This window comes from Allobosea sp. (assembly GCF_035944895.1).
Taxonomy (GTDB): domain Bacteria; phylum Pseudomonadota; class Alphaproteobacteria; order Rhizobiales; family Beijerinckiaceae; genus Allobosea.
Genome location: NZ_DASZAT010000008.1, coordinates 263144 through 285450 on the forward strand (window position 1 = coordinate 263144; position 22307 = coordinate 285450).

Below are 22307 nucleotides of genomic sequence, written 5' to 3' on the forward strand. Positions count from 1 at the left end.
CACTGAGCCTCGGGCGAGTGCTTGCCGGCTTACTTCGCCGGCTTCACCGACATGGCGAGCATGAACTGATCGGCGCGGCCGGTGACGGCGAGCTCGGCCTTGTGGGCCCAGATGCCGCTTTCGAAGTGGAGCGGAATGAAGGCGCCGTCGTCGAGGACGAGCTTCATCGCCTGCTGCAGCAATTCGGCGCGCTTCTTGTCGTCGAGCTGGGAGACCGCGGCGCGGATCACCTTGTCGAACTCGTCGTTCTTGTAGCCGCCATAGTTCGAGCCGCCGAGGGTCTTGGCCTCGTTCGGGGTCGGCGGCCACTGGCGCAGGAAGGAGGCGGCCTCGCCGGTCGCCGAGCCCCAGCCGCCGATCGCGACGCTGAATTCCTTCTTGGCGCGGCGCGGGAAGTAGATCGCGCGGGTCATCGCATCGACCTCGGCCTTGATGCCGATCTGGGTCAGGTACTGCGCAACGGCCTGGGTGATCTGGCTGTCGTTGATGTAGCGGTCATTGGTCGAGGACAGCGTCAGCTGGAAGCCGTTGGGATAGCCGGCCTCGGCCAGCAGCTTCTTCGCAGCGGCCGGGTCATAGGCGAGCTTGGGCGGGTTCGGCAGCGTGCCGAACATGCCGGTCGGCAGGTACTGGTAGGCCGGCTCGGCGGCGCCGTCCATGATGCGCTTGACGATGGCCTCGCGGTCGATGGCGAGCGACATCGCCTTGCGCACGCGGGCATCCTTCAGCGGGTTCTTGCCGTCGGGGGCCTTGACGAAGGGGCTCTCGTCGCGGGCGACGTCGAGCTGGAAATAGACCACGCGGGTCGAGGGCGTGATGACCGAGCCGAAGCGCTTGTCGCTCTTGATGCGGGCAAGGTCGCGCGCCGCCGGGTTCTCGATCACGTCATAGTCGCCGGCGAGCAGGCCGGCGAGACGCGGGCCGGCATTGGTCACCGGCAGGAAGCGCACGGCGGCCCAGGGCTGCTGGCCACCCCAGTAATCCGGGTTGCGCTCGAGCTCGATCGCCGAGCCGCGCACATAGGACTTCAGCTTGTACGGCCCGGTGCCGATCGCCATCGTGCCGTCGTTGAAGTTGTTGACCGCCGGCCAGGGGCCGGTGACGCCGCAATTGCTGGCGATGTCGTACTTGATCTCGCCATGCTGGACGATCGAGGCGGAGAGGATCGGCAGGCCCGAGAGCAGGTTCGGCAGCAGAGGCTCCGGCTCCTTGGTCTCGATGACCAGCGTGCCGGCGTCCGGGGTCTCGACCTTGGCGAAATTGCCGGTGATATCGGCGAAGGAATCGGAGACCTTGGTCTCGTTCTTCAGCGTGCGGCAGAAGGTGAAGACCACATCCTGCGCGCCGAAGGACTGGCCGTTGGTGAACTTGACGCCCTGGCGCAGCTTGAAGGTCCAGCGGTTCTTGCCGTCATTCTCCCAGGAGGTGGCGAGGCCGGGCTGCAGCGCCTGCTTCTCGTCCTGCCGCACGAGGTTGTCGAAGATGTGCTGGGCCAGCGCATTGTTGGGGGTGAGGTCGTGATAATGCGGGTCGACGGCGGTCGGCTCGGAGGCGAGCGCAATACGCAGGGTCTGCGCCATGGCGGGCGCGCTCAGCATGCTGGCGCCGAGCAGGATGGTGATGAGCGCGCGCTGACGCATCGGTCGGTCTCCGTTCCCGTAGCTGGTCGTTTTGACAGCTTTATTTTCACGCGGTAGCAAACATGAAAATGATCCGACGTCAATCAGCAGGAGAGCCATGTCACGCGCCCTGAAGCCGACGACGGATCTCGCCAACCGCATCGCCCGGATCTACCCCTCGCTGAGCGAGGGCCATCGCAAGGCGGCGGACTTCGTGCTGCAGAGCCCGCTCGACTCGGCGACGGTGACGATCGAGGGACTGGCCGAGAAGAGCGGCACCTCAACCGCGACCGTGACCCGCTTCGTCCGGGCGCTGGGTTACCGCAATTACGGCGATTTCCGCGCGGCACTGTCCACGGCGCTCAAGGTTGCGCTCGCGCCGGTCGAAGGGCTCGCCGATGCGCGTGCTACCGCCGGCTCGGTCTTCGCCACCATGGCGACGACGCTGAAGGGCGAGGCCGCCAATCTCGACGAAGCCATCGCGACGCTGGAGGAGGAGACGGTCAACCGCGCCATCGGCCTGATGCTGAAGGCGCGCCGCATCTTCATCGTCGGCTCCGGCGCCAGCCACTATGTCGGCGCCTTCCTCGAGGATGGGCTGGCGCTCTATCTCGATGCCGAGGTGGTCTTCGCCTCGTCGCGGGGAGGACCGGAACGCGCCGTGCGCCACATGCTCTCGGCCGGGCCGCAGGACGTCGTCATCGCGATCTCGCTGCCGCGCTATTCGCGCGCCACGCTCGAGCTCGCGAAGTTCGCCAAGAAGCGCGGCGCCGTCCTGGTCGCCCTGACCGACAGTCCGTCATCGCCGCTGGTACCGCTGGCCGACATGACCTTCTTCGCTCCCGCCCGCAACAGCTTCCTGCCGAATTCGCCGACCGCCGCCTTCGCCGTGGCCGATGCGCTGATCACCACGCTGGCGCGCGAGCGCCCCGACGCGGTCGAGGCGCTGAAGGGCCTGAGCGAAAGCCTGCTCTGGACCTTCCACTATTAGGCTTCGGTTCACTCTTCGCCGCATCGCACAACCAGGCCGAGCAACAATCCCATGTACGCGCCCACCATCTGCTTTTAGAATGATTCGCGAAAACGAGATGTGCTCGTAGGAAAAGCAGGGGGAGATCGCGCGTGAAGGCGGATCTGTCGCGCAGAAGCTTCCTCAAGGCCGGTGCCGCCGGCATCGCCGTCAAGATTTCCCTGCTGCCCTCCACGTCACAGGCCGAACTGATCGAGACGCCGCCGCGCCCCGGCGCCGATTGGCTTTCCGGCGGCAAGCCGAAATACCGGCTCGACGCCATCGCCAAGGTCACCGGCGGCAAGACCTTCACGCGCGACTATCGCGCCCGCGATCTCGAGGGCTGGCCGAAGGAGCAGGCGCACGCCTTCATGCTGCACGCGACGCGGGTCGACCGCGTCTTCGACGGCGTCGACCTTTCCCTGCTCGGCGACGATCTCAAGCCCGACCGGCTGGTGTTGCAGGAAGACCTTATCGCCGATGGCGTCGCGATGCCGGCGCCCTGGCCGGGCTTCTATGGCGACGTCTTCTTCGTGCCGAAGGGGCAGACGGCGCGGCTGCTCGGCCAGCCCGTCGCCATGCTGATCTACAACGATTTCGCCCGCTATGACGCGGCCAAGCGCAAATTGCGCTTCAACGACAAGGTCGTGCGCTATGGCGCCGAGGGTCCCTCGACCACGCCCGGCCCCTATGGCGCGGCGCGCTATGTCCGGATCGACGGCGGCAATCCCGATGCCGAGGACCGCTATTCCGCGCTGAAGGACACGACGATCCGCGCCGGCTTCAAGGGCATCGAGCCGCAATGGCCCGCCGCCGGCGAGGGCGACGCCATGGCGCGCGGCATGGCGGCGGCGGCCGAGATCGAGCGCGAGATCGCCACTGCCGGCGACGACGTGCTGGTGCTGCGGCGCTCCTACTCGACCCAGTCGGCCGACGCCTCGGCGATGGAGGCGGACAACGGCAATGTCTGGTACGAGCGCGGGAGCGGCGTGCTGCATGCGCTGGTCGCGACGCAGTCGCCGCACGAGGTCGCCGAGATGGCGGCGCATATGCTGGCGAAGTCGAAGTTCCCGCTCGGGAGCATCGACCTCAGGATCGGCTACACCGTCGGTTACGGCACCAAGGACCACGCGCTCTTCCCGTTCTTCTGCGTGCTCGCCGGGCTTTACGGCGAGGGCCGGCCGGTCCGGCTCGCAAACGATCGCTACGAGCAGTTCCAGACCGCGCTGAAGCGCCATGCCTTCCAGATGGAGAAGGTCATGGTGATCGATCGCAAGACCGGCAAGTTCCGGGCGATGACCGGTCGCTACCAGAACGATGGCGGCGGGCGCGAGAATTTTTCGGTCTCGGTCGGCACGGTCGGGGCGACCGCGGCGCAGTCGATCTACTATCTGCCGAAGAGCGATTTCTCAGCGGCGATCATGTCTTCGCGCGCGGTCGATGCCGGCTCGATGCGCGGCTACGGCACGCTGCAGACCATGGCGGCGACCGAGATGATGGTCGACGAGGCGGCGGAGGCGCTCGGTCTCGACCCGATGGAATTTCGCCGGCGCAACGCACTGAAATCGGGCATGAAGAACTCGCAGGGCGCGATCCCGTCGGGAGCGCTGCGCCATGACGAGATCCTGGCCAAGGCGGAGAAGCATCCGCTCTGGGTGAACCGGCAGAAGCGCAAGGCCGAGTTCGAGGCCGCCAATCCCGGCAAGAAATACGGTGTCGGCTACGGCCATGTGCACAAGGACTACGGCACCGGCGCGGAGGCTGCGCTCTGCGCGCTCGAATTCGATGCGAGCGGGCGGCTGAAGCTCTCGCATGTCGCGCACGAGATCGGCACGGGCGCGACGACATCGCAGGCGGTGATGGCCGCCGCCATCCTCGGCAAGCAGCCGGATGAGACCGTGTTCGGCAAGGTGCGCTGGCCGCAAATGCCGCTGGAGACGACCGACGAGCCCTATACGCTGTCGCAGGAGGAAGAAGACAGGCGGATGGCCAATCCGCGTTGGACGCCGAGCTTCACCTCGCCGATGAGCGCCTCCAACAGCGTCTACTATCTCGGCCATGCGACGCGCGAAGCCGCCCGTATCCTGGTTGATCTGACGATCTGGCCGGCTGCGCGCTCGCTCTGGTCGCGCGGCATCGGCGGCGGCCAGATGGCACCTGAAGCGGTGCGCCGCGAGGATCTGCGTGTCGTCAATGGCAAGGTTACGGCCGCGGCGATGCAGCCGCTGTCCTTCGCCGAGGTCGCAGCCGAGGCGCATCGGCTCGGCCTCGCTACCGGTATCACCGTGCACAGTTTCAATCGCTGGCAGTGGGCGGAAGCCGAGTTCGAAGTGCCAGGATCCGGGCGCCGCCGCTTCGCCATCGACGCGCTGTCGGTGAAGTACGGCGACGGGGCGCCGGCCGAGCGCAAGGCCCTGATGACTGAAGGAGGCTGGCATTTCGTCGAGCGCGCCTCGGTCTCCTATCCGCCGGCACAGCGCAACAATGCCGGCGTCACCTATTACGCGCCGATGGCGACGCTGGCCGAGATCGTCGTCGACACCGGCAGCGGCGAGGTCAGCCTGCTCTCGCACCACTCCATCCTCGAATGCGGCAACCAGATCGTGCCGGAACTGGTCTCCGGCCAGATCCAGGGCGGGCTCGCCATGGGCATCGGCCATGCCCTGAAGGAGTACCTGCCGCTCTATGAGGACGGGCCGGGCGACGGCACCTGGAACTGGAACCGCTACGAATTGCCGACCTCCGGGGATGTCGCCGTCTGGAAGCAGACGGCCGAGGTGCTGCCGCCGCTCTCCGACACCGATCCGCCCAAGGGGATGGCCGAGGTGGTGATGATCGCGGTCGTGCCGGCGATCGTGAACGGCGTCGCCCATGCCATCGGCAAGCGCTTCTACACCCTGCCGCTCACGCCCGAGAGGATCAAAGAGGCGCTGGCATGACGATCCCGACCAAGCAGCTCTCCCTGACCATCAACGACAAGGCCGTCGGCCCGATCGACGTCCCCGAGACGATGATGATGCAGGATTTCCTCTACGAGTACCTGAACCTCACCGGCTCGCGCATGGGCTGCGGCCAGGGTATCTGCCATGCCTGCACGGTGGTGCTGGAAAAGGCCGACGGTTCGCTGGAGGAGATGCGCACCTGCATCACCGGCGCACACTGGTTCGCCGGCCGCAAGATCAGGACCGTGGAGGGGCAGGCCAAGCGCGATGCCAATGGCGCGATCACCGAGCTCTCGCCGGTCCAGCAGGCCTTCATCGAGCATTTCTCCTTCCAGTGCGGCTATTGCACGCCCGGCTTCGTCACCGGCGCGACGGTGCTGCTCGACCAGCTGAAGCGTAACCCGGTCAAGCGCGAGGCGCTGGAGCAGGTGATCAGCGAGGCGCTCGACCGCCATATCTGCCGCTGCACCGGCTATGTCCGCTATTTCGAGGCGGTGCGCGACCTCGCCCTCAAAACTCCCGGCTTGGTGAAGGCGTAAGGCTGATGGCGAGGAAGCTGCTTCTGGCCGCTCTGGCGGTCGCTGTCGTCGGTGCGCTCGCCGGGGGAGCCGTCTTCCTCGGCCTGTTCGAGCGCAGCGTGGTCGCCAAGGAGATCGAGCAGCCGCTCTCGGCCGAGCAGATGAAGGCTCTCGCCAAGCGCGGTGCCTATGTCGCCGTCGCCGCCGATTGCTATGCCTGCCATGTCGTCAAGGGCGGCGCGCCCTGGGCCGGCGGGCTGCCGTTCGAGACGCCGCTCGGCACGATCTTTTCGACCAATATCTCGCCCGACAAGGAACACGGCATCGGCAACTGGACGCGCGCCGAGTTCCACCGCGCCGTGCGCGACGGCGTCGGCAAGCATGGCCATCTCTATCCGGCCATGCCCTATGCCTCCTATCGCAAGCTGACGGCCGACGACGTCGACGCGGTCTATGCCTTCCTGATGAGCCGCGAGCCGATGAAGGTGGCGAACCGCGCCAACCACATGCCGTTCCCGCTCAACATCCGGCAGGGGCTGACCTTCTGGAACCTGGTCAATCTCTCTTCGGACACGAAGAGCGAGGTCGCCGGGCGCTCGGCGCTGTGGAATCGCGGCCGCTATCTCACCGACGCGCTCGCCCATTGCGGCGAGTGCCATACGCCGCGCAACCTCGCCATGGGCATGAAGGAGAGCGCCTATCTCCAGGGTTCGGAGCTCGAAGGCGTGATCGCGCCGGATATCACCAAGGCCGGGCTGACCCGGATGGGCTTGGATCCGCTGGTCTTCACTGGTTTCATGAAGTCGGGCATCTCGGCGCAGGGCGCGATGACCAACCAGATGTTCGAGGTCGTCCACTTCTCGACCCAGTATTTCACCGCTGACGACCTCGCGGCGATGTCGGCCTATCTCTTCGACCTCGACAAGCTACCGGAGACCGCGACTCCGCCGCCGCCGCCGAAGCCGGTCGCCGTCTCCGCCGAGGTCGCGGCTTCCGCCCGCGCCAGCTACGTCGCCGTTTGCGCCGGCTGCCATGGCATGGACGGGCAGGGCATCCCGCATGTCGTGGTGCCCTTGGCGACCAATGCCTCGCTGCGGCTTGCCGATGCGCGCAACCTCAACAAGGTCATCCTGACGGGCATCCCGGCCCAGCGTTTCCCCGGGCTGGAGCGCATGCAGCCGATGCCGGGCTTCGCCGGGCAGCTCTCCGACCAGCAGGTCGCCGACCTCTCCAACTGGCTGCGGGCAAACTGGGGCGGGCAGCAGCCGAGCGTCACGGCCGACGAGGTCAAGCGGCTGCGCTGAGCCGGAGGGCGCCTGCGCAGCCAGCGGGCCTTACAAGGTCCGAGCGAGACGCGGATCGAGCATGTCGCGCAGGCCGTCGCCGATCAGGTTGATGAACAGCACGGTCGCCCCGAGGAAGAGGCTCGGATAGAGCACGACCCAGAAGGCGAGCTGCACGACGTTGCGCCCCTCCGAGATCACGCTGCCCCAGGTCGGCGTCGTCGGCGGGATGCCGAGGCCGAGGAAGCTGAGATAGGCTTCCGACAGGATCGCCGAGGCGCAGACGAAGCTCGCCTGCACGATCAGCGGCGCGATCGTGTTGGGCAGCACATGCCTGATCAGAAGGCCGGGAAAGCGGACGCCGCTTAATCGGGCTGCCTCGATATAAGGTTGCTCGCGGATGCTCAGCACGACGGAGCGGACGAGACGCACGACGCGCGGCACTTCCGGGATCGCGATCGCCACGACGACCGTGGTGATGCTCGGCTTGACGATGGCGACGAGCGCGACGGCCAAGAGGATGCCGGGGATCGCCATCATCCCGTCCATGATCCGCATCAGGATTGCATCGGCGACCCGGTTGAAGCCGGCGATCATGCCGATCGCGAGGCCGAGGCAGACCGAGAGGGCGGCGACGCCGATGCCGACGGTGAGCGAGACCCGCCCGCCCCAGATGACTCGGCTGAAGACGTCGCGGCCGAACGGATCGGAGCCGAACAGCCAGGCATCGCTCGGCGGCCGCAGCCGGGCGGCGGGATTGATCGCCACCGGATCATGCGTCCCGATCAGTGGCGCGAACAAAGCGAGCAGGATGATCGCGGCCAGGCCGATGCAGCCGAGGATGAAGAGAGGATAGCGCCGCAGCCAATAGCTCAATGTCTTGGAACTGGCGCTCTTGCGAGGGGCCTCGATGGCGATGCTCATGGGCTCGTTCTCAATAGCGGATGCGCGGATCGAACAGCGAATAGGACAGGTCGATCAGGAGGTTGATCAGCACGTAGAGCGCCGACAGCACGAGGATGACCCCCTGCAGGATCGGGAAGTCGCGGCGGATGATCGCATCGATCATCAGGCGCCCCATGCCGGGGATGGCGAAGACGGTCTCGGTGACGACGATGCCGCCGAGCAGTGAGGACAGCCCGATGCCGACCATGGTGACGATCGGCACGGCGGCGTTCTTCAGCGCATGCACAGCGAGGATGCGCGGCGTCGCCATGCCCTTGGCGCGGGCGGTGCGCATATAGTCCTGGTTCAGCACGTCGAGCACCGTCGCGCGGGTCATCCGCGTCAGCAGGGCGATGTAGATGAAGCTGACGGTCAGGCTCGGCAGCACGATATGCGGGAAGAATTTCGCCGATCCCGCCGACATCGGCTGGTAGCCGCGGACCGGGAACCATTTCAGCTCGACCGAGAACTTGAAGATCAGGAGGTAGCCGATCAGGAAGATCGGCATCGAGAAGGCGATGACCGCGAGCGTCATGATCAGCTGGTCGATCCAGCTGCCGGCCTTCCAGGCGGCGACGACGCCGAGCGGGATCGCGACGATCACCGCGAAGGTCATGATCGTCAGGCCGATGATCAGGGTCGGCTCGATCCGCTGCGCGATCAGTTGCGACACCGGCATCTGGTTGAACAGCGATGTCCCGAGATCGCCCTGCAGCACCTGCCAGAGCCAGCCGAGGAATTGCTCGGCGATCGGGCGCTCCAGGCCGAGCTGCTCGCGGATGCGGCGCAGATCCTCGGGTGTCGCGAGATCGCCGCCGATCAGCGCGGCGGGATCGCCCGGCGTCAGATGCAGCAGCATGAAGACAATGACCGCGACGGTCGCCATCACCGGGATGGTCGCGAGCAGGCGCTTGAGGATATAGGCCAGCATCGGTGGCTCCGTTCCAGTGCTTGAGGGCGGGCCATGCGCTCCGCCGACGGTCCGCCGGCGCGCCGAGTGACGCGCTCACGGCAGATGAAAAGGCGGCGCACGCCGGGCGCGCGCCGCCGGCCGCTCACTTCTTGCCGACGTTCCAGAACAGCGGGATCGGCGAGTCGATCAGGCCTTCGACCGATTTGCGATAGGCGGTGAGCTGCTTGTACTGGCCGGTCAGCCCATAGAGCGAGGCGGCATAGGCCTCCTGCTGGATCTTGTCGGCGATCGCGCCCTGCTCGGCCTCAGGCGCCTTGAGGAAGGCGGCCCGCAGCGTCTCGATCGCCTCGTTCTTCGGCCAGCCGATCGAGGCCTTGCCGACGCCACCCGCCCGCAAGGCGTTGTTGAGGAAGGGCACGGAGTAGTTGGTGCTGTCGGCATATTGCGGGCCGATGTTCCAGCCGCCCTGCGCGATCGGCTCCTGCTTCAGCATCAGCGCGAAGATGGTGGCGCCGTCCGTCGCCCGGAGCTCGACATTCAGGCCGATCGCCTTGAGGTTGTCGAAGAGCACGACGGTGATCGGATGCAGGATCGCGTCGTCGACGGCATCGAGCAGCACGACCTTCTCGCCCTTGTAGCCGGAGGCGGCGAGCGTCTTCTTCGCCTCGTCCAGGTTCTTCTTGAACAGCAATTGTTCGGGCGCGAGGTCCCGGCCGAAGCGGGTGCCGCAGAAATAGAAGCTGCGGCAGGGCTCCCAGCTGCGCTTGTCGTCGCTCAGAACGCGCAGGTATTCGCCCTGCTCGATCGTCTGCAGCACGGCGCGCCGGACCTTCTCGTTGTCGAAGGGCGGATGGATATGGTTGAAGCGGATCATCGTCTGCATGCCGAAGGGGTCGACGGCGCGGACGGTGATGTCCTTGTCGTTCTGCAGGGTCGGCAGGAGGTCGGAAGGCGGGTGCTCGAGCCAGTCGACCTCGCCGGCCATCAGCGCGGCGGCGGCGGTGGCGCCGCTGGGGATGAACACCCATTCCATGCGCTCGACCTTGGCGATCTTGCCGCCCGCCATGAAATCGGAGGGCTCCGAGCGGGGCTTGTAGCCCTTGAACTTCTTGTAGACCGCCTTGTCGCCCGGCATCCATTCGTCGCGCGCGAACATGAAGGGGCCGGAGCCGATGGTCTCCTTGATCTGCTCGAAGCCGCTGGTCTTGGCGATGCGCTCGGGCATCATGAACGGCACCGGCGAGCCGGTCTTGGCCAGCGCCGAGAGCACATGGCCGAACGGTTCCTTCAGCACGATCTCGAACGTATCGGCCCCGGTCGCCTTGATCTCGCTGGCAGCGGCGATCAGCGCCTGGCCGATCGAGTCGCGCTGGCCCCAGCGCTTGATCGAGGCGACGCAGTCGGCGGCGGTGACGGGCGTGCCGTCATGCCAGGTCAGGCCCGGCCGCAGCTTGAACGCATAGCGCAGCTTGTCGTCGGAGACGGTCCAGGTATCGACCATCTGCGGCTTGACCTGGAACTTCGAGTCGAAGGCGAACAGCGTGTCATAGACGAGATAGCCGTGGTTGCGGCTGTTGTATTCCAGCGACCAGATCGGATCGATGACGCGCAGGTCGGTCGCTGCGGCGAAGCGGAAGGTGTCCTTGTCCTGCGCGGCGACTGCTGTCGCCATGCTGGCCGCGATCACGACGCCTGCAACGCGCACGGCGCGCGCAAAACTTGTCCGGATGTTCATTGTCTGAGCTCCTCACCTGAACGAGATCACGGGTCGCGCGCTCTACGGCGTTTGATCGACCAGTGCCGGTGAGGAAGGCTTGATATAGCGAGGATTGGATCCCTCGTTACCGCCAACCGCCTAACCTGTTGAACCTGAAGCCGGCCTTGGGGAATGTCAAGTATTCCCCGATAGTTGCGGCAGCCCCGAACCGACACCTTGCGGTAGAGAAAGCCGGCCCTCCACAGCCTCCAGTCCGCTGAAGGGATCATCGAGCAGATGGTCGAACTCGGCGAACTCGACGGGGTAGTGACAGGAGGGCAGCGCCGCCGCCAGGTGCAGGCACTGCGCCGCGATCAGGCGGGGGCCATAGGCGGTACCGACCCGATAGGTCCGTCCTGCCGCCTCGCAGATCTGCGCGGCGATGAAGACCTTGCCAAGCCCGCCCAGCACCGAGCTCTTCAGGTTGAAGCTGTCGCAGGCGCCTTCCGCGATCAGCGTGACGATGTCGCGCAGTGAGCGGATGGCTTCATCGGCCTCGACCGCGATCGGGCTGCGCTGCGAGATGAAGGCGAGGCCCGCAATGTCCGCGGCGGGAACAGGCTGCTCGACGAGGTCGACGCCATGGCGGGCGATGCGCTCGATCATGCGCAACCCGGCTTTCGGCGTGTAACTCTGATTGGCATCGGCCGAGAGTCTGACATCGGCCCCGACGCTCTCGCGCACAGCCCTCACGCGCGCCTCGGCGAGGTCGGCATCGCCATCGACCTTCACCTTGAGGCAGCGATAGCCGAGCCCGGCCAGCCTGGCGGCATCGGTGGCCATGCCCTGCGGGTCCTTGAGCGGCAGGATGCGCTGGAGCTCGACGGTCTGCCGTCGCGCGCCGCCGAACAGCACATGCAGCGGCACGCGCAGTGTCCGCGCCGCCAGTTCGTGTAGCGCGCTGTCGATGCCGGCCTTGACCGCTTCGTGGCCGGAGAGAGCCTTGTCGAGGCGATCCCGCGTCTGGGCATAGTGCAGGGGATCGGCGCCGAGCAGGGTTGGGCGCAGCACCTCGATGGCGGCCTCCGAACCGGCGAGATCGTCGGCATAGAAGGCCATCGCCTCGACATGCCCTTCGCCAACGAGGCCGGACGCTGCGCGCAAGGTCACGATCAGCCCGTCGAGACGCGGGATGCCTCCCAAAGCGAAGCGCCAGGCAGGGTCCTGCTGCGGCTGGACGCAGCGCCTGACCTCGATGGCGACGATCCGGTCGGCCTCGGTGGAAGGGATAGCCATAGTCAAGGTGCTCCTAGCGGCTCACGGAGCCGAGAAAGTTCAGGATTTCGCGGTTGTAGAGCTCCGGCACCTCCCACCAGGGCGAATGGCCGGAACCGGGCAGGATGGTCAGGCGCGCGCCGGGGATCCGGCTGGCGATCAGACGCGCATTGGCCGGCGGGGCGTAGAGATCGGCATCGCCGGTCAGGACGAGCGTGGGAAAGTCGAAGCGCGGCAGATCGGCCCAGCGGACGCGGTTGGCGAAGCGCAAGGGAACGCGCTCGACGCCGGAGCGTGCCAGCATCGCATTCCAGCGGGCGACGCCTTCGGGGCATTGCGCGCGGAAGGACGGGCCGAGCTCGCGGAAATCATGGGGAAGTCGCTCGAATTCGGGCGGCAGCAACCGCTGCAGCATCGCCTGATAATCGTCGTCGACCAGCCCGACGATGCTGCTGGAGATGACGAAGCTGAGCAGGCGCTGCGGATGTGACACCGCGAAATCGGTCGCGACCATGCCGCCGGCGGCGGTGCCGATCAGGTGGAAGCGGCCGAGCCCGAGCGCATCGACGAGCCTAAGCAGGTCGGTCGAGGCCGGCGTCATGGCAGTCGCATCGCCGTCGTCGGAGCCGAAATGCCCGCGCCGGGAATAGCCGATGACGCGGTAGCCGGCTTCGGCGAAGACCGGCCATTGCAGGTCCCAGCATTCGCCGCTGCCGGCCGAGGCGTGCAGCAGGACGATGGCCGGGCCGTCGCCGCCCGTATCCCAAGTCCACAGTCGCGTGTCGTCGCCGACATCGACTTGGGCTTCGTGCCGCGAGCGGCCTTGGGGGACGGCGGCGTTCACCGGCTCAGTCCGCCCTGAAGGCGATGGCATCGGCCTCGATCAGCCAGGCGGGATTGGCGAGGCCCCCGACCACGAAGGCGGTCGTCGCCGGCGGCTTGTCTGAGAAGTAGCCGTTGCGGATGCCAGCATAGCCGATGATCTCCTCGGCGCTGCGGCAATAGGCGGTGATCTTGACGATGTCGTCGAAGCCCATGCCGGTCGAGGCGAGGACGGCGCCGATATTGTCCATCATCTGCCGGACCTGGTCGTCGAAGGCCTCGGGAATGGAGCCGTCGGGCCGGACGCCGACCTGTCCGGCGATGAAGAGCTGGCGGCCCGGGCCGCGGGTCTCGACCCCATGCGAATAGAGATTGCGGGCGGGCGGCGCGATCGAAGCCGGGTTGTGCTGAAGCGTGGTCATGGTCGCCTCTTGCGATTGGATGGGACGCGCTCAGGCGCCGACCTGGCTGACGAACTTGGTCGAGAGATAGGCTTCCAGCCCTTCCGTGCCGCCTTCGCTGCCGTAGCCGGAATCCTTGATGCCGCCGAACGGGGTCTCGGCCGCGGCCAGGCCAAAATGGTTGATCGAGACCATGCCGCTCTCGAGGCCATCCGCGAATTGCGCCGCGCGCTTGGTCGAGCGGGTGAAGGCGAAGGCGGCGAGGCCGAAGGGCAGGGCATTCGAGCGCTCGATCGCCTCGTCGACTGAGCCGACCCGGACCAGCGCCGCGACCGGCCCGAACGGCTCGTCGCGCATGATGCGGGCGGCGTCGGGCACGTCGGAGAGCACGGTGGGCTCGAAGAAGAAGCCCTCATTGCCGATGCGGCGGCCGCCGGTTTCGAGCCTGGCGCCGTGCTGGACGGCGTCGGCGACGAAGTCCTGCAGCGCATCGAGCCGGCGGGCATTGGCGAGCGGGCCCATCTGCGTGCCCTCGGTGGCACCGGGGCCGACCTTGACCGCCCTGGCGGCCTCGGTGAAGGCGGCGCGGAAGCCGTCATAGACGGCGTCCTGCACATAGAAGCGCGTCGGCGAAGCGCAGACCTGGCCGGCATTGCGGAACTTCAGGCCCACGCCGAGCTTCACGACCGCGTCGAGATCGACATCGTCGCAGACGATGAAGGGGGCGTGGCCGCCGAGCTCCATGGTGGCGCGCTTCGCCTGCGCCCCCGCCAGCGCGCCGAGATGCTTGCCGACCGGGACCGAGCCGGTGAAGGAGACCTTGCGGATCACCGGCGAGGCGATCAGCCGTTCCGAGATCTCGGCGGGTACGCCGAACAGGATGTTGAGCACGCCTTCGGGCAGGCCGGCCTCCTGGAAGCATTTGGCGAGCTCGATGCAGGCCGAGGGCGCTTCTTCCGGCGGCTTGGCGATGATCGAGCAGCCGGCAGCCAGCGCTCCGGCGATCTTGCGGACGAGCTGGGCGAGCGGGAAATTCCACGGGCTGAAGGCCGCGACCGGGCCGACCGGCTCCTTGACGACGATCTGGCGTGCGCCGGGGATGCGCGAGGGGATCACCCGGCCATAGGCGCGCCGGCCTTCCTCGGCATACCACTCGATATGCTCGGGCGCGGTGCCGGCTTCGCCGCGCGCCTCGGCCAGCGGCTTGCCCTGCTCGCGGGTCATATGCTGCGCCAGCACCTCGGCGCGCTCGCGGACCAAAGCGGCGGCGCGATGCAGGATGCGCGCGCGTTCGAGCGCGGTCATGGCGCGCCAGGTGGCGAAACCCTTCCGTGCGGCCTCCAGGGCGGCATCGACATCGGCCGCCTCGGCGAAGCCGAGCTTGCCGATGACCGCGCCGGTGGCGGGATCGACGACGTCGCCGGTGCGGGAGCCGGACGGCGCGCGCCAGGAGCCGGCGATGAGAAGGGGCTTGTCGAGCATGATCCGATGTCCTGCGTTGGGAGCTTGGGGCCGCAGCTGTGCGGCCGGTCGTTGGCCGGGGAGCGGTGCGGGCGCTATTCGAGCTTGACCCCGATCGAGGCGATCAGCGGCCCCCATTTCGCCCGTTCGGCCTTGATGAAGGCGACGAACTCGTCCGGCGAGGTCGGCGAGGAGATCGCCTCCTGGCTCTCGAACTGCTTCAGCAACTCATCCGAGCGGAGGGTCGCGAGGGCGGCGGCGTGGATCCGGCTCGACACCTCCGCGGGCATCCCGGCCGGTCCGACCAGCCCGTACCAGTTGTCTGAGACGACCTTGGGAAAGCCGGCTTCGGCGGTGGTCGGCACATCCGGCAGGGCCTTGATCCGCTTGTCCGTGGTGACCGCCAGGGCATTGACGCTGCCGGCCTGGATCTGCGGCAGCAGCACCGGGATATCGGCCGTGACCATGTCGATATGGCCAGCGATCAGATCGTTCACCGCCGGCGCGGCGCCACGATAGGGCACATGGGTGATGTCGATCCCTGCTTCCGCCTTGAACAGCTCGCTGGCGAGGTGGGTGATGCTGCCGAGCCCGGCCGAGCCGAAATTGACCTTGCCCGGATTCTTCTTCGCGTAGGCGACGAGGTCGGCGAGGTTCTTGAGGCCGAGCTTGGCGTTGGTGGTGATGACTTCCGGAACGCGCGACACCAGTGTGAGCGGCGTCAGACTGGTCTCCCAGTCGAACGGCATTTTCGCGATCATGAACGGCACGGTCGAGAGCGCCGCCGCGCCGGCCAGCGCGATCTGGTAGCCGTCCGGCCCCGCCTTGGCGATGGCGTCGATGGCGGGCAGTCCTGCGGCGCCGCCGGGGCGATTGTCGATGACCACCTGCTGGCCGAGCCGGGCGCTCATCCCGCTGGCAAGGGCGCGGGCGAACAGGTCGGCCGGGCCGCCGGCCGCGAAGGTGACGATCAGGCGGATCGGCCTGACCGGATAGCCCTGCGCGCCGGCACCGCGCGGCGCCAGCATCGCTGCCCCGGCGGTCGTCATGAATCTGCGCCTGTCCATGTCGATCCTCCTCCCGTTTATGGCTTTTCCGGCTCTGGCGGCGCGGATGGTCACGAGAGCTGCAAGGCAGGCTCGCGGATGGGGTGGGCTGCAGGGAGCCGCGCCAGCGTCGCCCGGTATTCTTCGGCGATCCGCGTCACGAGCTCGCTGGCCGGGACGATGTCGTCGATCAGCCCGGCGCTCTGCCCGGCCTCGACCTTGCCGTCCTCGATGTCGCCGTCGAAGGCGGCGAGCTTCAGCGAGGAACGCTGGAAGAGCTCACGCCGCTCCTCGTCGGGGCGTCCGGCGCGCTCGGCCGCCGCCATCTCTTCGGCGAAGCGGTTTCGCAGCACGCGGATCATCCCGAAGCCGCGTCCGACCACCATGGTGTCGGAGACGTTAGCCGCGACGACGCGGCGGCGATAATCCGCGTGCAGGCACGCCTCCGGCGTCGCCATGAAGCGGGTACCGAGCTGCGCGGCATCGGCGCCCAGCGCCAGCGCGGCCGCAAGGCCCTGGCCGTCGGCGATGCCGCCACCGAGCACGATCGGCAGCGCGGGCACGGCCTTCGCCACGGCGCGGCTGATCACCAGTGTCGAGACCAGCTCCGGCGGCGGGTGGCCGCCGGCCTCGCCGCCGACCACCACGAGACCATCGACGCCCTTGGCTGCGGCCTTGGCGGCATGGACTTCCGAGGCGACGACATGCAGGCAGAGCGTGCCGATCGCCTTGAAGCGGTCGAGATAGCGATCCGGCCCGCCCTGCGAGGCGATGATGACCGGGACACGCTCATCCACGAGCAGCGCCAGGATGTCATCGACCTCCTTGCGATAGAGCGGCACGTTGACGGCGAAGGGCCGGTCCGTCTGCGCACGCACGCCGGCGATCGCCGCCTTGAGGTCGTCGCGCCGCATCGGCCCGGCCGCGATGACGCCGAGCCCACCGGCGCCCGATACGGCCGCCGGCAGCGCCACGCAGGAGGAGGCCCAGCTCATCCCGGCCTGCACGATCGGCAGGTCGATGCCGACCAGCCGGGTGAAGCGGGTCTCGATGCGCAGGCTCTCGATGCGCGTGTTCATGCCACCGCCTCGAGCCCGAAGAGCTGGCGCGCATGGGCGGCGAGCTTGTTCTTCTGGACCTTGGAGCTCGCGGTCATGCCGATCTGGTCGAAGCTCTCGACGATCTCGACATAGCGCGGCACCTTGAAGCCGGCGAGGTGCTCCTTGCTCCAGGCGATGATCTCATCGGGGGCGAGCGAGGTGCCGCTCGCCAGGATCACGAAGGCAGCGGGCACCTCGATCAGGCGCTTGTCGGGCACGCCGACGACCTGTGCCTGCTGGATGCCGGGATGGCGGTGCAGAACATTCTCGATATCGGCCGAGGCGACGTTCTCGCCGCCGACCCGGATGATGTCCTTGGCACGGCCGACGAAGGCGAGCCGGCCATCGGGCGAGAGGCGGCCGAGATCGCCGGTACGCAGCCAGCCGTCTTCGCTGAGGGCTGCGCGGGTTTCCTCGGGCTTGGCGTAATAGCCCTGCATCACGTTCCAGCCGCGCGCATAGATCTCGCCGACCTCGCCGGGGCCTGGTTCCGGGCCGTCCTCGGTCGCCCGGATCTCGACCTCGACGCCGGGATGGATGCGCATCCAGCCGGCGATCCGGTCGGCGAGCGGGTCCCACCAGGCGGCGGTGCAGATGTTCGGGGAAGCTTCCGACTGGCCGTAGCAGACCGCCATCTCGGTCGCGCCGAGCTGGCGCGCGATGCGCTCCATTACCGAGGGCGTCGCCGCCGCCCAGCCACCGCGCAGGGAGAGCTTGCGCTGCGGCAGATCGGGGTGGTCGAGCAGCATCAGGAAGATGGTGTCGTTGCCCGACATCAGCGTGCAGCGCTCCTCTTCCATCAGGCGCAAGGCGTCGCCCGGCTCGTAGCGCTCGCAGCTGACGAGGCAGGCGAGATGCTGCAGCGAGGCGATCACGGCGAGCGTGCTGCCGGCGACGTGGAAGAAGGGGCGTGGGCTGAAATAGCGCTCGCCCGAGCGCAGGCCGAAGAAGCGGCCAGCGGAATAGGCGTCCCAGGTCATGTTGCGATGGGTCAGCACCGCCCCCTTCGGGAAGGAGGTGGTGCCGGAGGTGTACTGGATCAGCAGCGGATCATCGGCCGTCGGGACGGGCTCCGGCACCGGCTGGCCGGCGCCCGCCTTGAGGAAATCGGCGAATGCAGTCGCGCCCGCCGGGACGGTCTCGCCGAGCACGACGATGCGAGTGAGCTTGGGCAGGGCCGGGTCGGGCAGCGTTTTGTCGATCGCGGGGCAGATCTGCCTGAGGATCTCGACGAAATCGATCTTGAGCAGCTGGTCGGTCATGAACAGCAGCGAGACGTCCGACTGTCGCAGCGTGTAGGCGATCTCCTCCGCCTTGAGCCGGGTATTGACCGGCACGGTGACGGCGCCGAGCCGGGCGATGGCGTGGAACACGACGATCCAGGGTATGCTGTTGCCGAGGCAGATGCCGACATGGTCGCCCTTGCCGACGCCATGCGCGGCGAGGGCGGCGGCGACGTCGTCAACCCGGGCGGCGAGAGCGGCATAGCTGATGCGCTCGCCATTGCAGACGACGGCTTCCTCCTGGCCGGCCAGGCGCACAGCCCGTGCCAGTGCCTCCGGCAAAGTGCCGGCGCAGCCGAAGAGATTGGATGGCAGCTCGCTGGCGCTCATGAGCTCTTTCCCTGTGCGTCGCGTTCGGCGAAGGCTTCGAGGCCCTTGCGCCATTCGGTGTCGGCGAGCGCGCGCTCGATCGCGGCGAGCTCGATGCGGATGCCGGTGGCGAGGTCGGTCTTCTCGCCGAGCTCGATCGATTGCTTGGCGAGGGTCAACGCCAGCGCCGGCGCCTTGGCGATCTGTGCGAGCAGCTCCGCGACGGTCGCTTCGAGTTCGTCCGGCTTGACGATGCGGTTGACGAGGCCGGCGGCCAGCGCGTCCTCGACCGGCCAGCGCCGCGCGGTGAACAGCAGCTCCTTCGCCAGCCGCTTGCCGACGACGCGCTGCAGCCGCTGCGTCGCGCCGACCGTGCCCCAGTGCGCTTCGGGGAAGGTGAAGCTCGTGCGTTCAGAGGCGATGATGAAGTCGCAGGCCATGGCGATCTCGCCGCCGGAGCCGACGACCGGGCCGTCGACGACGCAGATCACGGCCTTGCTGGAGCGCTCGATTGCGTCATAGGCGGCGAAGGAGGCGAGCCGGCGCTGCCGGACCCAGATCTCGTCCTTGCCCTTGCGCTCCTTGAGGTCGGCCCCGGCGCAGAAAACCGGGCCGGCGCCGTCGAGCCGGACGATGCGGATCGCCGGATCAGCCTCGATCGCCTCGAACACGGCGCGCAATTCGCGGCACATCGTCAGGTCGAGCGCGTTGCGCGCTTCCGGGCGGTTCAGCGTCACCCGCAGGATCGGGCCGTCGGCGGCGACCGCCAGGCGCTCGAACGCCATTCCGGACAGAAGAGTCTCGCTCATCAGCCGATCTCCTTCAGGCCGAACTCGGCGGCGAGGGCGGCGCTGTCGGCGCCATGCAGCGGTGGGGTGCCGAGAGACGGGGCGTCATAGCCGGTGAAGCGCAGCGGATTGCGCAGCGCCGGGAAGGCGCCGGCCGTCGGATGCTGGAACTCCGCCACCATGCCGCGCGCCTGCACATGCGGATCGGCCAGCGCCTGAGCGACCGTGTTGACCTCACCGGCTGGGACGCCGGCAGCGCGCAGGGCCTCGGCGACATCGGCGCGCTTGCGCCCAGCCAGGGCCTCGCGCATCGTCGCCATCACGCGCTCGCGCTGCTTCACCCGCTCGGCATTGCCGGCGAGGGCCGGGTCGGCCGCGAGTTCGTCGAGGCCGAGGACCGAGCAGATCGCCTGCCAATGCTGGTCGCTGCCGCTTATGTGCAGCCACTCGTCGCCGGCGCAGGCGAAGGCGGCGGAGGGGACGCGGCCGGGATGCTCGGTGCCGGTGCGCTGCGGGTCTTCGCCCAGCGCAAAGAGGCGCGCCGCGGCGATGGTCAGCAGGCTGATCTGGGTGTCGAGCATGGAGAGGTCGACATGGCAGCCCTTGCCGCTGCTGGCGCGGCCGACCAGCCCGGTCAGGATGGCGACGGCATTCCAGAGCCCGGCGGTCAAATCCGCCATCGGCACGCCGACCTTGGCGGGCGGTCCATCGGGATGGCCGGTCAGCGCCATCACGCCGCTCAGCGCCTGGAAGATGGTGTCGTAGCCGACGCGGTCGCGATAGGGGCCGTTCTGGCCGAAGCCGGTATTGGAGACGTAGACGAGCCCCGGCTTCTCCTTTGCGAGCTCGGCATAACCCAGCCCCATCTTGTCCATCTGGCCGGGCAGGAAGTTTTCGAGGACGACATCGGCCTGGAGCGCGAGCGTCCTTGCCGCGGCGCGACCGGCCGGGGTCTTCAGGTCGAGAACGATCGATTCCTTGCCGCGGTTGAAGGCGAAGAAATAGGCGCTTTCCTCGCCGACGCGCGGTTCCCATTGTCGGGATTCGTCGCCCGTGCCGGGGCGCTCCACCTTGATGACCCTCGCCCCCATCTCGGCCAGGATCATCGTCGCCATCGGCCCGGCGAGGACGCGCGAGAAATCGACGACGGTGATGCCCTCGAGCGGTCTCATGCGCTATCCCCGTCGCGGAAGCTGCGCATCAGCGCATTGATGTCGCGCCCGGCCGCCATCGCCGCCTCGAAGGGCAGGTCGGCGACGCGATAGAACAGCCGCTTGGTCGCCTCCATCGCGACCGGCTTCACCTTGGCCCAGCCCTCGGCGATGGCGAGGGCCTCGGCCAGCACATCCTCCGGCGCCACCACCTTGTTGACGAAGCCGAGCCGAAGCGCCTCCTCGGCGCCGACCATCCGCCCGGTGCTGACCAGCTCGAAGGCGAGCTTGCGGCCGACAGCGCGCTGCAGGCTCGTCATCACGATGGCGGGAACGATGCTGTGGCGCAGCTCGGGATAGCCGAATTTCAGGTCGCTGCCGGCGACGACCATGTCGCAGCCGATCGCGGTGCCGGCGCCGCCGCCGACCGCGACGCCCTGCACGGCGGCGACGATCGGCTTCGACAGGCCGGGCAGCAGCATGTGCAGCCGCGTCGTCAGGTCGGCGCGGGCGATCACGGCCTTCTGGTTGGCCGGGGTGAGATCGGCGAATTCCTTGAGGTCGGCGCCGGCGCAGAAGCCGCGCCCGGCGCCGGCCAGGACGATGGCCCGGACCGTCTCGTCTTCCTGCGCCGCGAGCAATCCGTCGAAGAGCGCCTGCGTCAGCGCCGTGTCGAGCGCATTGAGCTTGTCGGGCCGGTTCATCGTCAGGATGCGGACGGCGCCGCGGGTCTCGACGATCAGGGGAGCTGGGGCTTGGGACATGATACCTCTTCAGGATCAGGCGACGAGGCCAAGCCCGGAGCGGGCGACCATCGAATGGAGCTGGCGACCGAGAACCTCCTCGCAGCGATGCGCGGTCTCGATCAGGGCGGCGAGGTCGAGGCCGGTCGGCACGCCCATCGCCTCGAACATGTTGACGAGGTCCTCGGTCGCGACATTGCCGGTGAAGCCGCCGCCATAGACGAGCTGGGCCGGGTGGCCGCCGATGCCGCCGAAGGCGCTGTCGAAATTGCGCACGCCGGCCTCATAAGCGGCGACGCAATTGGCGAGGCCGGTGCCGCGGGTGTTGTGGAAATGCGCGATCAGCGTCAGCTCCGGCACGGCCGCGGCGATGGCCTGGAACAGCGCCTTGGTGGTGCGCGGCGTGGCGAGGCCGGTGGTGTCGCCGAGCGTGACGTGGCGCACGCCCAGGGCTGCGAACCGTTCTGCGTCGGCGATGATTGTCCCGGCGTCGACCTGGCCCTCGAACGGGCAGCCGAAGGCGACCGAGATCGTGCCGATCAGGCGGAAACGGCCTTGCGCAGCGGCGACCATCGCCTCGACATTGGCCCATTGCGCGGCCCGCGAGCTCTTCAGGTTGCGCTCGCTATGCGCCTCCGTCGCGGAGACCAGCAGGCTGATCTCATTGGGTCCGTAGCCGGCTTCCAAATCGGCGACTGCGCGGGCGACGGCGCGCGGATTGGGACAGGTCGCCTTGTAGAAAACCCCGTCCTTGCGCCGGATGCCGGCGAGGACCTCGCTGGCGTCGGCGAAGGCCGGCACGACCTTGGGATTGGAATAGGAGGTCGCCTCGATCCGCCGGAAGCCCACGGCGGTGAAGGCGTCGATCAGCGCGATCTTCTGCTCGCTCGGCAGGAAGACGGGCTCATGCTGCAGCCCGTCGCGGGCAAAGCATTCGCAGATGACAACCGCATCGGTCATGGCATCAGTCCAAAAAAAAACCGGCACACGGACGAGCGGGGTT

19 protein-coding genes are annotated in these 22307 nt (G+C 67.9%); 4 read left to right on the forward strand and 15 right to left on the reverse strand.

Annotated elements, in window-relative coordinates; genetic code table 11:
• Window positions 1-29: 29 nt before the first annotated feature.
• Complete coding sequence (locus VGV58_RS12870) at window positions 30-1640, reverse strand: ABC transporter substrate-binding protein (RefSeq protein WP_326874407.1); 1611 nt, start codon at window positions 1638-1640, stop codon at window positions 30-32.
• Between the two features lie 97 nt (window positions 1641-1737).
• Here VGV58_RS12870 and VGV58_RS12875 point away from each other — a divergent pair, with 97 nt between their 5' ends.
• The 4 genes from VGV58_RS12875 (at window position 1738) to VGV58_RS12890 (ending at window position 7392) form a co-directional block, all read left to right on the forward strand.
• Window positions 1738-2610 (forward strand): MurR/RpiR family transcriptional regulator, encoded by an 873-nt coding sequence (locus tag VGV58_RS12875; protein WP_326874408.1) that lies wholly within the window; start codon window positions 1738-1740, stop codon window positions 2608-2610.
• Between the two features lie 131 nt (window positions 2611-2741).
• Window positions 2742-5567 (forward strand): xanthine dehydrogenase family protein molybdopterin-binding subunit, encoded by a 2826-nt coding sequence (locus VGV58_RS12880; protein ID WP_326874409.1) that lies wholly within the window; start codon window positions 2742-2744, stop codon window positions 5565-5567.
• On the forward strand, window positions 5564-6109 hold the full coding sequence (locus tag VGV58_RS12885) for a (2Fe-2S)-binding protein (protein WP_326874410.1): 546 nt from the start codon (window positions 5564-5566) through the stop codon (window positions 6107-6109). The genes VGV58_RS12880 and VGV58_RS12885 overlap by 4 nt, the downstream gene beginning before the upstream one ends.
• A 5-nt stretch (window positions 6110-6114) precedes the next feature.
• Complete coding sequence (locus VGV58_RS12890) at window positions 6115-7392, forward strand: cytochrome c (RefSeq protein WP_326874411.1); 1278 nt, start codon at window positions 6115-6117, stop codon at window positions 7390-7392.
• Window positions 7393-7422: 30 nt separating this feature from the next.
• Here VGV58_RS12890 and VGV58_RS12895 read toward each other — a convergent pair whose 3' ends face one another.
• From VGV58_RS12895 to VGV58_RS12960, 14 genes are all read right to left on the reverse strand, one after another.
• Complete coding sequence (locus VGV58_RS12895; protein WP_326874412.1) at window positions 7423-8295, reverse strand: ABC transporter permease; 873 nt, start codon at window positions 8293-8295, stop codon at window positions 7423-7425.
• Between the two features lie 10 nt (window positions 8296-8305).
• Window positions 8306-9247 carry an ABC transporter permease gene (locus tag VGV58_RS12900; protein WP_326874413.1) on the reverse strand — a complete coding sequence of 314 codons (942 nt, stop codon included), beginning with the start codon at window positions 9245-9247 and terminating at the stop codon, window positions 8306-8308.
• A gap of 124 nt (window positions 9248-9371) precedes the next feature.
• Entirely contained in the window at window positions 9372-10964 is a 1593-nt protein-coding gene (locus VGV58_RS12905) for an ABC transporter substrate-binding protein (protein WP_326874414.1), read from the reverse strand.
• 156 nt (window positions 10965-11120) lie between these two features.
• Window positions 11121-12221 (reverse strand): mandelate racemase/muconate lactonizing enzyme family protein, encoded by a 1101-nt coding sequence (locus VGV58_RS12910; RefSeq protein WP_326874415.1) that lies wholly within the window; start codon window positions 12219-12221, stop codon window positions 11121-11123.
• Between the two features lie 13 nt (window positions 12222-12234).
• Window positions 12235-13044, reverse strand: coding sequence for an alpha/beta fold hydrolase (locus VGV58_RS12915; protein WP_326874416.1), 810 nt, complete (start codon window positions 13042-13044; stop codon window positions 12235-12237).
• A gap of 4 nt (window positions 13045-13048) precedes the next feature.
• A complete protein-coding gene (locus VGV58_RS12920) occupies window positions 13049-13444 on the reverse strand; it encodes a RidA family protein (protein ID WP_326874418.1) in 396 nt (131 codons plus the stop codon).
• 30 nt (window positions 13445-13474) lie between these two features.
• The gene (locus tag VGV58_RS12925; RefSeq protein ID WP_414643981.1) at window positions 13475-14908 is read right to left on the reverse strand and encodes an NAD-dependent succinate-semialdehyde dehydrogenase; all 1434 of its coding nucleotides are present in this window, start codon (window positions 14906-14908) and stop codon (window positions 13475-13477) included.
• Window positions 14909-14979: 71 nt separating this feature from the next.
• On the reverse strand, window positions 14980-15951 hold the full coding sequence (locus VGV58_RS12930) for a Bug family tripartite tricarboxylate transporter substrate binding protein (protein ID WP_326874421.1): 972 nt from the start codon (window positions 15949-15951) through the stop codon (window positions 14980-14982).
• 50 nt (window positions 15952-16001) lie between these two features.
• Window positions 16002-17009, reverse strand: a complete 1008-nt coding sequence (locus VGV58_RS12935) for an NAD(P)H-dependent flavin oxidoreductase (RefSeq protein ID WP_326874422.1) — start codon at window positions 17007-17009, stop codon at window positions 16002-16004.
• Window positions 17006-18643 carry an AMP-binding protein gene (locus VGV58_RS12940; protein WP_326874423.1) on the reverse strand — a complete coding sequence of 546 codons (1638 nt, stop codon included), beginning with the start codon at window positions 18641-18643 and terminating at the stop codon, window positions 17006-17008. Before VGV58_RS12940 ends, VGV58_RS12935 begins: the two co-directional genes overlap by 4 nt.
• Window positions 18640-19431 carry an enoyl-CoA hydratase/isomerase family protein gene (locus VGV58_RS12945; RefSeq protein WP_326874424.1) on the reverse strand — a complete coding sequence of 264 codons (792 nt, stop codon included), beginning with the start codon at window positions 19429-19431 and terminating at the stop codon, window positions 18640-18642. The genes VGV58_RS12940 and VGV58_RS12945 overlap by 4 nt, the downstream gene beginning before the upstream one ends.
• Window positions 19431-20582, reverse strand: coding sequence for a CaiB/BaiF CoA transferase family protein (locus VGV58_RS12950; RefSeq protein WP_326874425.1), 1152 nt, complete (start codon window positions 20580-20582; stop codon window positions 19431-19433). Before VGV58_RS12950 ends, VGV58_RS12945 begins: the two co-directional genes overlap by 1 nt.
• Complete coding sequence (locus VGV58_RS12955) at window positions 20579-21325, reverse strand: enoyl-CoA hydratase/isomerase family protein (RefSeq protein WP_326874426.1); 747 nt, start codon at window positions 21323-21325, stop codon at window positions 20579-20581. Before VGV58_RS12955 ends, VGV58_RS12950 begins: the two co-directional genes overlap by 4 nt.
• A 15-nt stretch (window positions 21326-21340) precedes the next feature.
• A complete protein-coding gene (locus tag VGV58_RS12960) occupies window positions 21341-22264 on the reverse strand; it encodes a hydroxymethylglutaryl-CoA lyase (RefSeq protein ID WP_326874427.1) in 924 nt (307 codons plus the stop codon).
• Window positions 22265-22307 lie beyond the last annotated feature (43 nt).

What these genes read in the sequence shown, in the direction of transcription:
- VGV58_RS12875 (WP_326874408.1), top strand. Translation starts at nt 1,738, where the DNA reads ATGTCACGCGCCCTGAAGCCGACGACGGATCTCGCCAACCGCATCGCC.
- VGV58_RS12920 (WP_326874418.1), bottom strand. Translation starts at nt 13,444, where the DNA reads ATGACCACGCTTCAGCACAACCCGGCTTCGATCGCGCCGCCCGCCCGC.
- VGV58_RS12940 (WP_326874423.1), bottom strand. Translation starts at nt 18,643, where the DNA reads ATGAGCGCCAGCGAGCTGCCATCCAATCTCTTCGGCTGCGCCGGCACT.
- VGV58_RS12910 (WP_326874415.1), bottom strand. Translation starts at nt 12,221, where the DNA reads ATGGCTATCCCTTCCACCGAGGCCGACCGGATCGTCGCCATCGAGGTC.
- VGV58_RS12895 (WP_326874412.1), bottom strand. Translation starts at nt 8,295, where the DNA reads ATGAGCATCGCCATCGAGGCCCCTCGCAAGAGCGCCAGTTCCAAGACA.
- VGV58_RS12955 (WP_326874426.1), bottom strand. Translation starts at nt 21,325, where the DNA reads ATGTCCCAAGCCCCAGCTCCCCTGATCGTCGAGACCCGCGGCGCCGTC.
- VGV58_RS12905 (WP_326874414.1), bottom strand. Translation starts at nt 10,964, where the DNA reads ATGAACATCCGGACAAGTTTTGCGCGCGCCGTGCGCGTTGCAGGCGTC.
- VGV58_RS12930 (WP_326874421.1), bottom strand. Translation starts at nt 15,951, where the DNA reads ATGGACAGGCGCAGATTCATGACGACCGCCGGGGCAGCGATGCTGGCG.
- VGV58_RS12945 (WP_326874424.1), bottom strand. Translation starts at nt 19,431, where the DNA reads ATGAGCGAGACTCTTCTGTCCGGAATGGCGTTCGAGCGCCTGGCGGTC.
- VGV58_RS12960 (WP_326874427.1), bottom strand. Translation starts at nt 22,264, where the DNA reads ATGACCGATGCGGTTGTCATCTGCGAATGCTTTGCCCGCGACGGGCTG.
- VGV58_RS12935 (WP_326874422.1), bottom strand. Translation starts at nt 17,009, where the DNA reads ATGAACACGCGCATCGAGAGCCTGCGCATCGAGACCCGCTTCACCCGG.
- VGV58_RS12890 (WP_326874411.1), top strand. Translation starts at nt 6,115, where the DNA reads ATGGCGAGGAAGCTGCTTCTGGCCGCTCTGGCGGTCGCTGTCGTCGGT.
- VGV58_RS12885 (WP_326874410.1), top strand. Translation starts at nt 5,564, where the DNA reads ATGACGATCCCGACCAAGCAGCTCTCCCTGACCATCAACGACAAGGCC.
- VGV58_RS12900 (WP_326874413.1), bottom strand. Translation starts at nt 9,247, where the DNA reads ATGCTGGCCTATATCCTCAAGCGCCTGCTCGCGACCATCCCGGTGATG.
- VGV58_RS12870 (WP_326874407.1), bottom strand. Translation starts at nt 1,640, where the DNA reads ATGCGTCAGCGCGCGCTCATCACCATCCTGCTCGGCGCCAGCATGCTG.
- VGV58_RS12950 (WP_326874425.1), bottom strand. Translation starts at nt 20,582, where the DNA reads ATGAGACCGCTCGAGGGCATCACCGTCGTCGATTTCTCGCGCGTCCTC.